The sequence below is a fragment of the Acidithiobacillus sp. M4-SHS-6 genome (genome assembly GCF_047421495.1).
Classification (GTDB): Bacteria; Pseudomonadota; Gammaproteobacteria; order Acidithiobacillales; family Acidithiobacillaceae; genus Acidithiobacillus.
In genome coordinates this window covers 2,211,564-2,224,297 of record NZ_CP175559.1, presented here as the reverse complement: position 1 = coordinate 2,224,297, position 12,734 = coordinate 2,211,564, and the positions used below count along the sequence as shown (strand labels likewise).

At 57.8% G+C, this 12,734-nt stretch carries 15 protein-coding genes; 3 read left to right on the top strand and 12 right to left on the bottom strand.

All coding sequences use genetic code 11. From position 1 onward, the window contains the following. Positions 1-46: 46 nt before the first annotated feature. Positions 47-595, top strand: a complete 549-nt coding sequence (locus ACJU26_RS11570; RefSeq protein ID WP_414039798.1) for a Slp family lipoprotein — start codon at positions 47-49, stop codon at positions 593-595. Between the two features lie 91 nt (positions 596-686). Here the strand turns inward: ACJU26_RS11570 and ACJU26_RS11565 are convergent, their stop codons facing one another. From ACJU26_RS11565 to ACJU26_RS11530, 8 genes are all read right to left on the bottom strand, one after another. Beyond that, positions 687-1,148 carry a hypothetical protein gene (locus ACJU26_RS11565; RefSeq protein WP_414039797.1) on the bottom strand — a complete coding sequence of 154 codons (462 nt, stop codon included), beginning with the start codon at positions 1,146-1,148 and terminating at the stop codon, positions 687-689. Further along, complete coding sequence (locus ACJU26_RS11560) at positions 1,145-1,936, bottom strand: L,D-transpeptidase (protein WP_414039796.1); 792 nt, start codon at positions 1,934-1,936, stop codon at positions 1,145-1,147. Before ACJU26_RS11560 ends, ACJU26_RS11565 begins: the two co-directional genes overlap by 4 nt. Before the next feature lie 219 nt (positions 1,937-2,155). Continuing rightward, positions 2,156-3,886: a DNA polymerase/3'-5' exonuclease PolX gene (gene polX, locus ACJU26_RS11555; RefSeq protein WP_414039795.1), complete on the bottom strand. Its 1,731-nt coding sequence runs from the start codon at positions 3,884-3,886 to the stop codon at positions 2,156-2,158. Positions 3,887-3,889: 3 nt separating this feature from the next. Next, the gene (locus tag ACJU26_RS11550) at positions 3,890-4,561 is read right to left on the bottom strand and encodes a phosphoribosyltransferase (RefSeq protein WP_414039794.1); all 672 of its coding nucleotides are present in this window, start codon (positions 4,559-4,561) and stop codon (positions 3,890-3,892) included. 51 nt (positions 4,562-4,612) lie between these two features. Continuing rightward, entirely contained in the window at positions 4,613-5,710 is a 1,098-nt protein-coding gene (gene amrS, locus ACJU26_RS11545; RefSeq protein WP_414039793.1) for an AmmeMemoRadiSam system radical SAM enzyme, read from the bottom strand. Continuing rightward, a complete protein-coding gene (amrA, locus tag ACJU26_RS11540) occupies positions 5,707-6,321 on the bottom strand; it encodes an AmmeMemoRadiSam system protein A (protein WP_414039792.1) in 615 nt (204 codons plus the stop codon). Before amrA ends, amrS begins: the two co-directional genes overlap by 4 nt. Then, a complete protein-coding gene (amrB, locus tag ACJU26_RS11535) occupies positions 6,318-7,142 on the bottom strand; it encodes an AmmeMemoRadiSam system protein B (protein WP_414039791.1) in 825 nt (274 codons plus the stop codon). The genes amrA and amrB overlap by 4 nt, the downstream gene beginning before the upstream one ends. Before the next feature lie 168 nt (positions 7,143-7,310). Beyond that, positions 7,311-7,769: a host attachment protein gene (locus ACJU26_RS11530; RefSeq protein WP_414039790.1), complete on the bottom strand. Its 459-nt coding sequence runs from the start codon at positions 7,767-7,769 to the stop codon at positions 7,311-7,313. A gap of 190 nt (positions 7,770-7,959) precedes the next feature. On the opposite strand from ACJU26_RS11530, the gene ACJU26_RS11525 reads away from it, so the two are divergent. Together ACJU26_RS11525 and ACJU26_RS11520 are read left to right on the top strand one after the other, a co-directional pair. Then, on the top strand, positions 7,960-9,063 hold the full coding sequence (locus ACJU26_RS11525) for an AI-2E family transporter (RefSeq protein ID WP_414039789.1): 1,104 nt from the start codon (positions 7,960-7,962) through the stop codon (positions 9,061-9,063). Between the two features lies 1 nt (position 9,064). Beyond that, positions 9,065-10,528 carry an MDR family MFS transporter gene (locus ACJU26_RS11520; protein ID WP_414039788.1) on the top strand — a complete coding sequence of 488 codons (1,464 nt, stop codon included), beginning with the start codon at positions 9,065-9,067 and terminating at the stop codon, positions 10,526-10,528. A 39-nt stretch (positions 10,529-10,567) separates the two neighbouring features. On the opposite strand, the gene ACJU26_RS11515 is transcribed toward ACJU26_RS11520, so the two are convergent. From ACJU26_RS11515 to ACJU26_RS11500, 4 genes are all read right to left on the bottom strand, one after another. Further along, positions 10,568-11,383: an outer membrane protein assembly factor BamD gene (locus ACJU26_RS11515; protein WP_414039787.1), complete on the bottom strand. Its 816-nt coding sequence runs from the start codon at positions 11,381-11,383 to the stop codon at positions 10,568-10,570. Between the two features lie 118 nt (positions 11,384-11,501). Next, positions 11,502-11,762 carry a hypothetical protein gene (locus ACJU26_RS11510; protein WP_414039786.1) on the bottom strand — a complete coding sequence of 87 codons (261 nt, stop codon included), beginning with the start codon at positions 11,760-11,762 and terminating at the stop codon, positions 11,502-11,504. A gap of 86 nt (positions 11,763-11,848) precedes the next feature. Next, positions 11,849-12,058: a hypothetical protein gene (locus ACJU26_RS11505; protein ID WP_414039785.1), complete on the bottom strand. Its 210-nt coding sequence runs from the start codon at positions 12,056-12,058 to the stop codon at positions 11,849-11,851. 78 nt (positions 12,059-12,136) lie between these two features. Further along, positions 12,137-12,691, bottom strand: coding sequence for a DNA-3-methyladenine glycosylase I (locus tag ACJU26_RS11500; protein WP_414039784.1), 555 nt, complete (start codon positions 12,689-12,691; stop codon positions 12,137-12,139). Positions 12,692-12,734: the final 43 nt, after the last annotated feature.

Here is a 12,734-nt window from a genome sequence, read left to right as displayed (position 1 = left end):
AACTATGCCTAAACCCTTGTCAGAGTTTTTTTGCGGAGCAAAAATCATGACGAATCAACGCTTGGCTATCTGGACCACACTGATCGGCGTTGCGTGTCTCTCAGGGTGCGCCACCATTACCCCAGTCAGTGGAACCTTCCCGAACATCACGCCCATGGCCGCCCAAACGGGTAACTACAATGGTCAGCAGGTACGCTGGGGTGGTAAATTGATTGAAACCCAACCAAAAAAGCAACAAACATGTTTTACCGTTTTAGGCGAGCCCCTGAAAACCAGTGGGCGCCCTCGAACTGAAAAAGGGGAAGCACATATCGGCCGCTTCATAGCCTGCGCACCCGGTTTTTACGATCCCATGCTTTACCTTCCTGGCCGTGAGGTCACCTTTATTGGGCGAATTGTTGGCATTGAACATCATGAAGTCGGCCACTTTAATTACACCTACCCCAAGCTGATGGCCAGTACAGTTTATCTGTGGCCCATAGAGCCTCCTCCTCCCCGGATAACGCGGCAGGTCTATTTTGGTACTGGGTTTGGATACTTCCCCGGCTGGTGGTATGGCCCGGGTTGGGGTTATTGGCAAGCCTGGCCATATTGACAATGACATCACGCCGATGATGTCCATTGACTCCGGCAAGTTGACGAGATGGTGCCAACCCCGAGGCCCCATTAATTGTCATCCCCGATGGTTATCCAAGCTCGCTGGCCCGTCCGTCAGCGCCGGCAGGCGGGATGGAAGTCATACGAAATAAACGGGAAGCCTGCCAGAGATAGAACACCACCACAGGAGACAGGGTCACGATACGCCCATTTTTGGTAACAAGAGCAGCTTGCAAAGTGTGCTTTCCACGATATATCTGATCCAGCGTAAAGAAGGGTCGCTTCCAAAGCTGATGCCGAAATTTTCCATCCACTCGCATTCTGATTTGCAAGCCATTCTGAAACACGGACAACGGCAAGACCAGAAGACGCACGGCGACCTTACCCTGATTATTATGGACCACCTCTCCCGCACGTGGTGACAGTATCCGCAGTACAATGGAAGCAGTCACCCTGGCCGGGGCCGCGCTTGACGCTAATGGAGCGACAAACATCACAAAAGCCAACAGGCAGCCTAAACTGTACTGACCGAGTTGTGGCCAACGCATCATGGGGCCACCGTCACTGGCGTACCAATATGCATCATCCCATAGGCCCTTTGTGCCGCTTTGAATGGCAACTCCACACAACCATTGCTTTGCCGAAAGCCATACGCCAGGCGTGGAAAATAGTGTACCGCTCGGCCATCCCAGAAATAATTGACGAAACGCACATTGGGATCGTTATAACACTCGCCATGGGGGAAACAACCCGTCATGCGGGTACTCAGAAAACGGGCATACACTGGCCATGTGCCATTGGGCGTGATGGCGCCAGGCACCCCGGTATTGGTCAGACTTTGCAATACCCAACGTCCCTGCTTCTTTTCGGCATCATAGCGCCAAATAGACAGGGTTTCGGGCGTGCCTTTGCGTACCAAAACCCACACAAATGGCTTGGGCGCGTCTTCTTCGCGCCGTTGAGCGGCAAGGACGGCCGCATAAAGATGATGGCGGTTGCGCTGATCAAACCAGCTGCTGCTTTGGTTAGACCAGGGTAGCCCATGTACCTGGGCAAAAAAATCCAAAGCCCCGAAGAGTAAGGGCGACCCTGGAGAATTCGGGGTGAGCTCCTGCAATGCTGGCGGCGTACCCGATGGCCATAACCACCAGATTTGTGGGTTGGCCCCGTGTAGCCAAGTCCAAGCCACTTGCCCCGGCAAATAGTGCAGTTGCGCGAGTACTCTGGCAACACGCAACCAGACCGGAGGCTGCGCTGTCACCGCCTGGGCGTTGCCCGTAACAAAAGCAAGACAGAGCAGGAGGAATAGTGAAATCCAGCCTTTCTTCATGCCGCGCATTTTGTTCTGCCTCCATAACCATTACTGCCGTCCCGTGGATTGTGCCTTCCATTAACGGCGTTATTGCCGCATTAGCCCATGCCAAGGGTCCGCTGTGAACTGACTTTGTACTGGGTCACTCCATTGAAAGGTAGAGAAAATAAAAAACCTGATGCTGTAATTGTAGACCAGTCAGCGATGGTCAGGGGTTCGTGCGACCTGTATTCTGTTTCTTTCCCATTAACTGCCCATGGTCGCCGCCAGCAGGGGCCGCAACTCCTTGAGCGTTCTCGTATTGAGCACGTCTTTCCTCTCCAGCCAGCCGCGCCGCGCCTGCTGCAGGCCAAAATGCAGGTTGTCGAAATCATGAATACCGTGGGCGTCGGAATTGACGGCCAGCAGCACCCCTTCTTCCTTGGCCGTCCGGGCATGGATATCGACAAGATCCAGCCGCTCGGGCTGAGCGTTGATTTCCAGAAAACACCCCCGCTCGCGCGCATGGCGGATGATGCGGGGCATGTCCACATCCATGGGTTCCCGGCTGCCGATGAGCCGCCCGCTGGGGTGGGCGAGGATGGTGAAATGGGGGCTGTCCATGGCCTTGAGGATGCGTGCAGTCTGTTTGCCCCTGGGCAGGTCGAAGCGGTAATGCACGGCGGCCACCACCAGGTCCAGATCAGACAGGATGCCGTCGGGCAGATCCAGGCTGCCGTCTTCCAGAATGTCTACCTCTATGCCCTTGAGGAGCGTGATACCATCGAGTTCGGTATTGAGGGCATCAATCTCGTCCATCTGCCGACGCAAACGCACCGGGTCGAGGCCATGGGCGACGCTCAGATGGCGGCTGTGCTCGGTGATGGCCAGATATTCCAGACCCGCGGCCCGGGCCGCTGCAGCCATGTCACGCATGCTATAGTGGCCATCGCTGGCCTTGGTATGGGCGTGCAGGTCACCGCGTAAATCGCCCATCGCCACCAGTTTCGGCAGATGTCCCGCGCGGGCGGCTTGGATCTCGCCACGGTTCTCCCGCAATTCCGGCGCGATATAGGGCAGGCCGACAGCGGCGTAGACCGACTCCTCCGTATCGCCGGCAATCCGTTCCTTCCCGCGAAAAAGCCCATATTCGTTGACTTTCAGACCCATATCCTGACCCATGCGGCGGATGGCGATGTTGTGGGACTTGGAGCCGGTAAAATAATGCAGGGCGGCTCCATAGGCGGATTCGTCCACGGCGCGTAAGTCCACCTGAAGCTTGTTGCGCAGGATCACGGTGGCCCGGGTGGTTCCTTGGGAGAATACTTCCGCCACATCCTCATAGGCCGTGAAGCGCTCCATGACTGGGCTGTCCGCAGTGGCCGTCACCAGTATATCCAGGTCACCCACCGTATCCCTGCCACGTCGGAAGCTGCCGGCCACCACCACCCGTCGCACACCGGGTATGTTCTGCAGGTAGTGGACCAGGGCGGCGGCATACGGGGCGGCGACGGCGATGGGAAAACGGGGAACGGCGGCGATCTGGGCCTGGAGGGCTTCCAGGATGCGCGCTTCGGTTTTCTCGCCAAAACCGGGGATGCTGCGAATGCGCCCTTCTCTGGCGGCGCGGGTGAGCTGGTCGACGGTTTTCACGTCCAGTTCGTGCCAAAGCGCCTTGACCCGCTTGGGTCCAAGGCCCGGTACCTTGAGCAGCTCCGTCAGTGCCGGCGGAGTCTGTTTTTCCAGTTTTTCGAGAAAGGAGCAGTGTCCCGTGCTGACGATCTCGATAATTTTTTGGGCGAGATCCTCGCCGATGCCGGGCAGCTCGGTGAGGTCCTCTCCAGCCTCTACCATGGTCTTGAGGTCGCTGCTCAGCCCCAGCACGAGGCGGGCGGCGGTGCGGTATGCCCGCACCCGGAAAGGGTTGGCGTCCTCGATCTCCAAAAGGTCAGCGATTTCGTCGAATGCGCGCGCGATGTCGGGGTTGAGAATGGGCACGGCTTACGGATGCGGCGGTTTTTGTGGCGGCGGTGTCTTGCGCAATATCTCCAGCACCTCTTCGTCCTTGACTTCCCGGAAATCCGCAAAGAACTCTCCTACCGCATGAAACGGTTCCGGGGCCGACAGGTAAACCAGATCATCTGCGAGGGGATGCAGGCGCGCGATGGTGTCGGGAGGGGCCACGGCAAAGGCGGCAATCAGGCGGGCGGGTTGCTGTTGGCGAAGGAGGCGCAGTGCAGCCCCCAGAGTGGCGCCGGTGGCAACACCGTCGTCAACCACAATGACGATCCGGCCACGGGGATCGATGGCCGGGTGAATGGGTGTGTATTGCGCCCGTCTCGCCTTGATCACCGCCAGTTGCCGGGCGGCTTCGTCGCGAATGTACTGCTTGCTGATGCCCAGGCGGTCGGCAATGGGATCCATCCACACGCGCCCGCTTTCATCGACGGCGCCTACGGCATATTCGGGGTTGCCCGGCGCTCCGATTTTACGTACCAGAACCACGTCAAGGTCGCCATGCAGCGCGTTGGCGATGATGCGCCCCATGGGCAGTGCCCCGCGGGGAATGGCGAGCACCAGGGGATCTTTGCCATCATAAGCGGCCAGGCTACGCACCAGTAATTCTGCTGCCGCTTCACGGTTGGCAAAATATGGTGAAATCGTGGTCATCATTAGTCCTCCAATCTGGCCATCAAATTGACCTGTCGTTCGAGACGGTTGGCATCAGCCGCCCATGCGCAAGGGAATGCGGCGGCGCCCGAAGCGGCCGACCTGGCTCTCGAAGCGGCCGGCGATGGGATGCTGACAATAGGGGCAATGACCATCGGCGGTCAGGTTGTAGCTGAGGATCTCGTACCAGTCCCGGGTGATCAACGGCGCGCCGCAGCCGGGGCAATAGGTGGTTTCGCCCGCGGCGTCATGGACGTTGCCGGTATAGACGTAATGAAGCCCCGCCTCCAGGGCGATCTGGCGCGCCCGGGTCAGGGTGGCAGCGGGGGTGGCGGGCACATCGGGCATCCGGTAGTCCGGGTGGAAAGCGGAAAAATGCAGTGGCACGTCGGGGCCGAGGCGGTCCATGATCCATGCGCATTCGGCGCGGATTTCGGCCTCGGAATCGTTGTGGCCGGGAATGAGCAAGGTGGTGATCTCCAGCCAGGTGGAGGTCTCCCGGACGATATATTCCAGGGTTTCCAGCACCGGGGCGAGATGGGCGCCCGTCAGCCGGTAATAGAATTCATCGGTAAAGGCCTTGAGATCGACATTGGCGGCGTCCATCTTGGCAAAGAAATCACGCCGGGGCTCGGCATGCACATAGCCCGCCGTCACTGCCACGGTCTGAATTCCTTGGGCATGGCAGGCGTCGGCGGTGTCCATGGCGTATTCGGCAAAGATGATGGGATCGTTGTAGGTGAAGGCGACGCTTTTGCAGCCCAGGGACTGGGCCGTCCGGGCTATGGCCGTGGGGTTGGCCTGATCCTGCAGGCGGTCCATCTCCCGGGATTTGGAAATGTCCCAGTTCTGGCAGAACTTGCAGGCAAGATTGCAGCCCGCGGTACCAAAGGACAAGACGCTGCTCCCCGGATAAAAATGGTTCAGGGGCTTCTTCTCGATGGGGTCCACGCAGAAGCCTGAGGATCGTCCATAGGTGGTGAGCACCATCCTGTCGCCCACCCGCTGGCGGACGAAGCAGGCACCGCGCTGGCCCTCGTTGAGGCGGCAGTCGCGGGGACAGAGGTCGCACTGGATGCGCCCGTCCTCCAGACGATGCCAGTAGCGCGCGGGATACAGGCCTTCGGGGTATTCGGTTTGTTCGGTATTCATCTCGCCTCCCCGGCGGGGGCCTGGGGCTCGCGCCATTTTTCGACATGGTAACGATAGACTTCGAGATTCGCTGACCAGAAATCCGCCGGAAGCCCGGCCTTGCGCTTGAGGTGGCTGAGGAATCGTCTGGGATCCGGCAACTCTTCCCAAACCTGGGGAAGGAAGGTGCCCTGATAGGCCCCGTAACGCAGGAGGAGGCCATGCTTGCCCGGCTGAATCTGGGCGATCAGCTCGACTTCGCTGCGGACGGTCAGCCGTTCCAGCGGGGACAGGACCGACACTTCCACTTGCACGTCAAGCCACTCCGCTGCGCTCACGGGCGGAAAGCGGGGGTCATGAAAGGCCGCCGCCAGGGCATTGGCGCGGATGTCTTCACCAAGGGGACGATGGGCGACGAGGCTGCCGATGCAGCCGCGCAAGGCGCCCCGCTGGTTGAGGGTGACAAAACTTGCGGCCGGATCGCGCAGCCAGTCGGCGGCGGGGGCGGGCGCCGTGGTCTGGCCCAGGGCCTCGCCGATGGCCGTCCGGGCCAGCTCCAGCAAAACCGGGCCGGCATTTTCCGGAAGCTGCCCCGGACGCTGTTCCTGAGAGGATTGCTGGGTGTGGTTCATGGCGTGGTGGGCTCCGTGAAAAAGGCAAAGGCCGCATAGCCGACCACTGCGTCCCGACTTCCGGCGGTATCACCGGAATTGCGCAGATCGAGCAAGCGCGGCTGCAGGTGATGACGATGGGCGGCCTGCAGAAGGCCGTTGATGGGGGTGGCGCCACAGGCCTGCTCATGATGGATGGGCGTGCGGTCCAGGCGCAGGATCTGCTGGACCGTGGCGTTGTCGATGCTGCGCGCCTCGGCATAGGGGTGGTAATGGGAAAGGTCCGAACTGATCAGGATGACGGTTTCCGGCCCGCCCCACAGGGCATCGAGCACTTCTGCCACTTCCCTGGGGCTCGCTTGCCCTACCACCAGAGGCAGGATGGACACCTGCCCCAGGACCTCCTGCAGGAAAGGCAGTTGCACTTCCAGGGCGTGTTCCTGCGCATGGGCGATGGGCAATTCGAGGACCTGGGGCAGGTGCGCGATGGCGGTGACCCCGGCGCGATCCACGGGGAGCGCGCCGAGGGGCGTCTGGAAGGCATCCGCGCCGGGCAGGGCGATGCCCCGGAAGGGCACGCGATGGGCCGGGCCGAGGATGACGACCCGCTGGATTTTCCCGCGGCCCGGTGCCAGCAAGGCATAGGCGCTGGCCGCAATGGGCCCGGAGTAGACATAACCGGCGTGGGGGACGATCAGCGCCTTGGGCCATGACGACGCCTGCCGGGTGCCGGGCAGACGGGCGTCGGCCTCGTGCAGATAGTGTTGCAAGTCCTTGTTCAGAATCGTTGCCTGAGCGGGATAAAAAGCGCCCGCCACGGCGGCTGGTCGCATACGGATCATGAGCGGCTCCTCCCTGGTCAATACCTATATCAGGATGCCATAGGAGTTTTTCAAGAGGCGGCCATTGAACCGTGAATTATCCTGACTTATTGACCGCCTTTGGCGTAGAGACCTCTGGGTGCTGTCTCGGCCAATACATGTCCGCGCATGGCCATCCGTGTCGGTGTTTTATCGGGGTATGGAGGGACACAATACCTTGGCCAGGTGCTTTACCAGTTCGGGAATGGTTTCTTGACTATAATCTTTGTCCAGAGTCGCGCGCAGCAATGCGCTGGTGGGAGCATCCAGACTTTCCCGAAGCAGGCCAAGGAAATGCGGCGGTGCCACGAGGATCAGTTGCTGAAAGGCCCCCGCCATGCGTCCTGCCTCAAGGTGTTTCACCAACTCCGCAGCAAAGCGCTGCATTTCCGTTTCCTTGGGGCTGGTTTTCCATTGGATTGCGGAACGCCCACCCTGTGCGTCGCTTTGCTGGGTGCGGCTGGCGCTATCCGTGACGAGATCCCCTTCATGCTTGCGGCTGTCGGGATGGACCCAATCCTGGATGAGTTGCAAACCCTTGCCACAGCCTTCGTTGAGAAAAAGCCGTGCTTCGGCGGCGTTGCTGACTAATACCCAAATGCTGGTCATAGGTTTCCTCTTCAATGTGATGTATGGATCCTAAATGATGGCAGTTCTCATCATCCTGTTGTGGGGCGGTAATGTCGGTAAAGTATGTGCTTCCCCTGTCTACTGGCCCAAAGTGCTTAGGGTATTTGTCCTGTCTACCACCACCCGGTTTCAGGCATAATAGTGGAATACTTTCACGTGGGGAATCATTTTGACAGAAGCTTCTCGATCCATGCAGCGTTGGTTGCCGATTTTGTTGATCATTGCTGCACTCATCTGGATATTGCAGAACTTTTGGTTGGCTTTGGCTTGGTCGGCAGTACTGGCAGTGGTATTCTGGCCCTTGATGGTCCGCGTACCGGAGCGCTGGCGTCCCTTTGCTGCCTTGTTTTTTGCACTGACGGCCGCCTGCCTGATTCTGTTGCCTCTCGCCTTTGTGATTGTGGAGTTGCTGCGCGGTCTTCGCCTCCTCGGACCCTGGATTTCGCAAGAGGAATTGTCGGACTGGGCTTTACCCCAATGGCTGAGCGCGCATTTGCCGCCGGTGCTGCTGGATCCACTGCGCCACTTGTGGCGGGTAGCGACCCAATGGCTTGGCGCTTTTTTGCCGGGGATCACTGCAAAAAGTGCGCTCTTGCAACCACATATCCACGAGTTTCAGGTTCTGGCAGGGTCTGATGCCTTGCTGGCCCACGGACAAATGGTACTCAATATTCTGGGTGGTGCCGAAGATACGGCTCTCAATGCCAGCTTGGCGCTGTTGCTCCTGTTTTTCTTCTTGCTGCATGGAGAAACCCTGGCGCAGGGGCTGGCGGAGCGAGTGACCGGATTGGCGGGAGCTGAGGTCTGGAAAGTGATTGCGCGGGGATTGGACATTTTGCGTGGCACCTTCTGGAGCCTGGTGGTCACTGGTTTGTTTGAGGCTCTGCTGTTTTGGGCCTTGTACGCTGCTTGTGGAATACCCCATGCCCTGATCTGGGGAACCGTATCCGGGGTTTTTTCCGTGATTCCCTTTGGCGCATCCGCCGTATTTACCGGAGTAACCTTATGGACCTGGTTGGCCGCTGGCGAACCCTTGCTGGCCCTGGTGATATTCATTGTCGGCAACATTATCACCACTCTGGCCGATAACCTGCTGAAACCGCTGTTGATTGGCGGCCGTTCCCGGATGCCTTTCATGCTGATTTTCATGGGACTGCTGGGGGGGCTTTCGGTATTGGGAGTTCTGGGAATTTTTGTAGGACCCATGCTGATGGGCATGTTGATGGCCTGGTGGCAGGGGTGGAAAGCTGCAGATAAGGAGAACTTGCGCTGACATGTCTGGACAAAATCCGGTAATACCTCAGGACGAAAGGGACTTTCGTCTGGACTGGGCGGCTCGCCTGATGTTCGTGGCCATTTTGTCTTCCATTTTTCTCGCGGCCATGGACCAGACCGTGGTTTCTACGGCACTGCCGACCATCGCCAGAGATTTGCATGGACTCGCCAAACTGCCCTGGATTGTGACCGCCTATTTACTGACATCCACAGTCTGTTTGCCGGTCTATGGCAAACTCGGTGATCTCCTGGGTCGAAAGTATCTGCTGCAATCGGCGGTATTGTTGTTTCTGGCGGGCTCGGCACTGTCTGGCCTCGCGCAAGATATTGATGAATTGATTGTGTTTCGGGCAATACAGGGCATTGGCGGGGGTGGACTGCTGGTAACGGCCATTGCTGCCATTTCGGATTTTATTCCGGTGACCCAAAGGGGGCGCTACCAAGGGCTGGTGGGTGCCACTTTTGGGCTGGCCACGCTCATCGGCCCTTTTCTCGGTGGTTTCATCGTCGAAACCCTGAGTTGGCGTTGGATTTTCTACATAAACGTGCCGATCGGAATATTTGCCTTGCTGGTCATTGGCGCGGCTTTCCCCAAGCCAGAACGCACCGCCGAATGGATCATGGACGTCTGGGGGACGGTTTTGCTGATTACCGGACTAAGCGCAATGGTATTATTTGCCAGTGTAGCCGGCCCGGTACTGGACTGGAATTCTCCGGCATTGTGGTTGCTGCTGGCTCTGGGGCTGGGCAGCTTTACGGGGTTTTTCCTTTTTGAAAGGCGTCATCCCCAACCGCTGTTACCACTGGCTTTTTTTCGATTTCGGACATTTACCCTGAGTGTCACCCTGTCCTTTTTTGTGGGGGTGGCCATGTTGGGCTCCATCAGTTTTTTGCCCATTTACCTGCAGGACGTGCGCCATTTTTCACCCACCATGTCGGGTCTGGAATTGTTGTATCTTCTGTTTGGGATGTTGGCGATGTCCATTCTGGCCGGGCGACGAATCAGCTATAGACAACGTTATAGAGAATTCCCGATCATGGGCGCAGTGCTGATTACCCTTTCCCTGGGCTGGCTTTCCCGGCTCGGTGAGCAGACACCCATGTGGCACATTGATGGGGCTTTGGTCTTGTTGGGCCTTGGTTTGGGGATGACCATGCAGGTGCTGGTGCTTTCGGCCCAACTGGCGATTCCGCATCGCCACCTGGGTGTGGCTACTTCCACCGTCACCCTGTTTCGCTCCATGGGGGGCACCCTGGGGGTAGCCGCTTTTGGTGCGGTTTTTTCCGGGTTGATGGCGGGAGTGACGTCGTCCGCGGAGCATGCCGCCATGATTGTACAGACCTTGCGCACGGATTTTCTGATTGCTGCGAGCTTCAGTCTGGCGGCATTTATTGGCGCATGGTTTCTGGAAGATATGTCTACCTTGCTGAAAAAACGCCAGGATCGCGAAGCAATCCGGTAAATATTATTCCTGAGAAGCGTGGTCGTGGTACTTCGTGTCTCAACCGGCTGCGCGGGTGCTGGCCTTGGGCGCATTTTCCCAGAGGGAGCGCAGTTTCCGGGTGAATCGCCCCTGGGGATAATTGGCGTGCAGGATGATGGCAGTGGTACGCGCCAATTGATCGAGGTTCAGATGCGCGTAGGATTTACTCAGATAATAGAGCGCTTCTTCCCGGGCAGGGCTGAGTTGATAATCGGTGATGACCCGGCTGCAGCGATTGGCTGAAGCCACGTAGGCATCGCGAATATAATAGAACTTGCAGATATTGAGATTGCGTTGGCCGAGAATATCGATGATTTTGGCAATGTGTAGTCGGGCACTGACCGCGTAGGGCGTCTTGGGGAAAGTCTTGGCCAAGTAGGTAAACGTACGCAAGGCTTCATAGTCCGGGGTGGGGGTGTATTCCGGTCCTTCAATACCTTCGTATTCGGCAAGCCCTTTGAGGTAGTAGGCATAGACGACATGGGGGTTCGCGGGATGGGCCTTGATGAAAGCCGTGGCGGCTGCCGCCGCCGCTTTGGCATCACCAGATTTGTAATAGGCGTAAGCCGTATCCAGTTGGGATTGCTCCGCATAGGGACCGTAGGGGTATTCGCTTTGCAGATTTTCGAATTGCCGGATGGCCCGATTGTAATCACCACGGCGCAGGGCTTCTTGTCCCGGCCTGAACATTTGCGCCACCGGAGCCACATGAATAGCTTCCCCTTTTTTGTCGGGGCTGCTGGCGCAACCGGCCAGGGCGAGGGTGATGACGGTAGAAACCAGCAGCAAAAAGGGAAGGATGTTTTTGTAGGGGCGGATGGTCAGCGGTGGCATCTTCAGATTCACTAGTCATTTGAACGTTGTTCTGTAAGACGCGGGCTTGAGGACAGAAGTTCCCCAGGCCGGAACCTGGGGTGGCGGCAAAAAAATACGTCCGTAATTTTTTGAATGATCAGCTTGTCTGATCGGCAGGCGCTACGGGAATCATGGATTCCGCTGCACGGATGACGCCGCGTTCTGTTTCCAGGACATCGCCTTTGGCCCGTTCCCGTTCTACCAGGCTGATGAGACGCGCCACCTGGGCAGGTTTGACCGCCAGATATTCGGCCACCGCCTTCATGTCTTCTTTTAACTGTGCCTGAATGGAATGAATACCTTCCCGGCGATTGATAATATCTTCGATGGCCTCACGGGCCTTGTGATCCAGTTCCAAGGTCTTCCTCTGTAAATCATGAAAGGTGATGAATTGCTGTTCGGCGTCTTCATGCGTCGAAGATGTCGAGGCAGTTTAACACGATATCAGATTTGCGGACCTTGATCCGATGACGGTGAGATATACGAAGGGTTTGCCGGAAGGGTGTGCACCTGTTGCAGCGCAACGGATTCCATGGCGCTGCCAGGGCCAGGTTGATAATGCCGATCCTGATGGCCGAGCCAGACACCAATGAAGGCACCAAACACGATGATTCCCAGAGTCTTGGTCCAGATCTGCAAATGGGCTGTGCGCATGATATGTCTCCTTGCGGTTACTGTATATAAGTACAGTAAAGCGGAAAAGAGGAAAAGGCAAGCCCTTTTACAGCGCGCTCAAAGACCTTTGAAACAGTCGAGGCAGTGATCGTTGACCATGCCAACGGCTTGCATGTAGGCATACAGGATGGTTGGACCGACGAAGCGCATGCCGCGCTTTTTCAAGTCGCTGGATAGGGCAATGGAAATGGCGCTCTGGGTAGGTATATCATGGACGCTTCGGGGGCGATTGACCAAAGGTTGGCCATCCACATAGCGCCACAGATACTGATCGAAAGAAGCATATTGTTGCTGGATCGTCAGAAAAATGCGGGCATTATTGCGTGCTGCGTAGATTTTCTGGCGATTGCGGATAATAGCCGGGTTACTCAGCAGGGTTTCCAGTGCTTCGTCACTCATCTCCGCCACAGCCGCTGGATCAAAGTCATGAAAAGCCTGGCGGTAAGCCGCCCGTTTTTTCAAAATGGTGTACCAGTTGAGTCCAGCCTGTGCGCCTTCCAATATGAGCATCTCGAAAAGGTGCCGGTCATCATGGGCGGGAACGCCCCATTCCTGGTCGTGGTAAAGCACATAATCCGTCTTGTCGAGAGGTACCCAGGCGCAGCGCTGCATGCTCAAATCCGTTCGGTGGAAGAAGAGGCTATCCTCTCCCGCC

Bases quoted from the DNA above. Each gene is read 5' to 3' on its own strand.
- ACJU26_RS11570 (WP_414039798.1), top strand. From the start codon at position 47: ATGACGAATCAACGCTTGGCTATCTGGACCACACTGATCGGCGTTGCG.
- ACJU26_RS11565 (WP_414039797.1), bottom strand. From the start codon at position 1,148: ATGATGCGTTGGCCACAACTCGGTCAGTACAGTTTAGGCTGCCTGTTG.
- ACJU26_RS11560 (WP_414039796.1), bottom strand. From the start codon at position 1,936: ATGCGCGGCATGAAGAAAGGCTGGATTTCACTATTCCTCCTGCTCTGT.
- ACJU26_RS11550 (WP_414039794.1), bottom strand. From the start codon at position 4,561: ATGATGACCACGATTTCACCATATTTTGCCAACCGTGAAGCGGCAGCA.
- amrS (WP_414039793.1), bottom strand. From the start codon at position 5,710: ATGAATACCGAACAAACCGAATACCCCGAAGGCCTGTATCCCGCGCGC.
- amrA (WP_414039792.1), bottom strand. From the start codon at position 6,321: ATGAACCACACCCAGCAATCCTCTCAGGAACAGCGTCCGGGGCAGCTT.
- amrB (WP_414039791.1), bottom strand. From the start codon at position 7,142: ATGATCCGTATGCGACCAGCCGCCGTGGCGGGCGCTTTTTATCCCGCT.
- ACJU26_RS11530 (WP_414039790.1), bottom strand. From the start codon at position 7,769: ATGACCAGCATTTGGGTATTAGTCAGCAACGCCGCCGAAGCACGGCTT.
- ACJU26_RS11520 (WP_414039788.1), top strand. From the start codon at position 9,065: ATGTCTGGACAAAATCCGGTAATACCTCAGGACGAAAGGGACTTTCGT.
- ACJU26_RS11515 (WP_414039787.1), bottom strand. From the start codon at position 11,383: ATGCCACCGCTGACCATCCGCCCCTACAAAAACATCCTTCCCTTTTTG.
- ACJU26_RS11505 (WP_414039785.1), bottom strand. From the start codon at position 12,058: ATGCGCACAGCCCATTTGCAGATCTGGACCAAGACTCTGGGAATCATC.
- ACJU26_RS11500 (WP_414039784.1), bottom strand. From the start codon at position 12,691: ATGCAGCGCTGCGCCTGGGTACCTCTCGACAAGACGGATTATGTGCTT.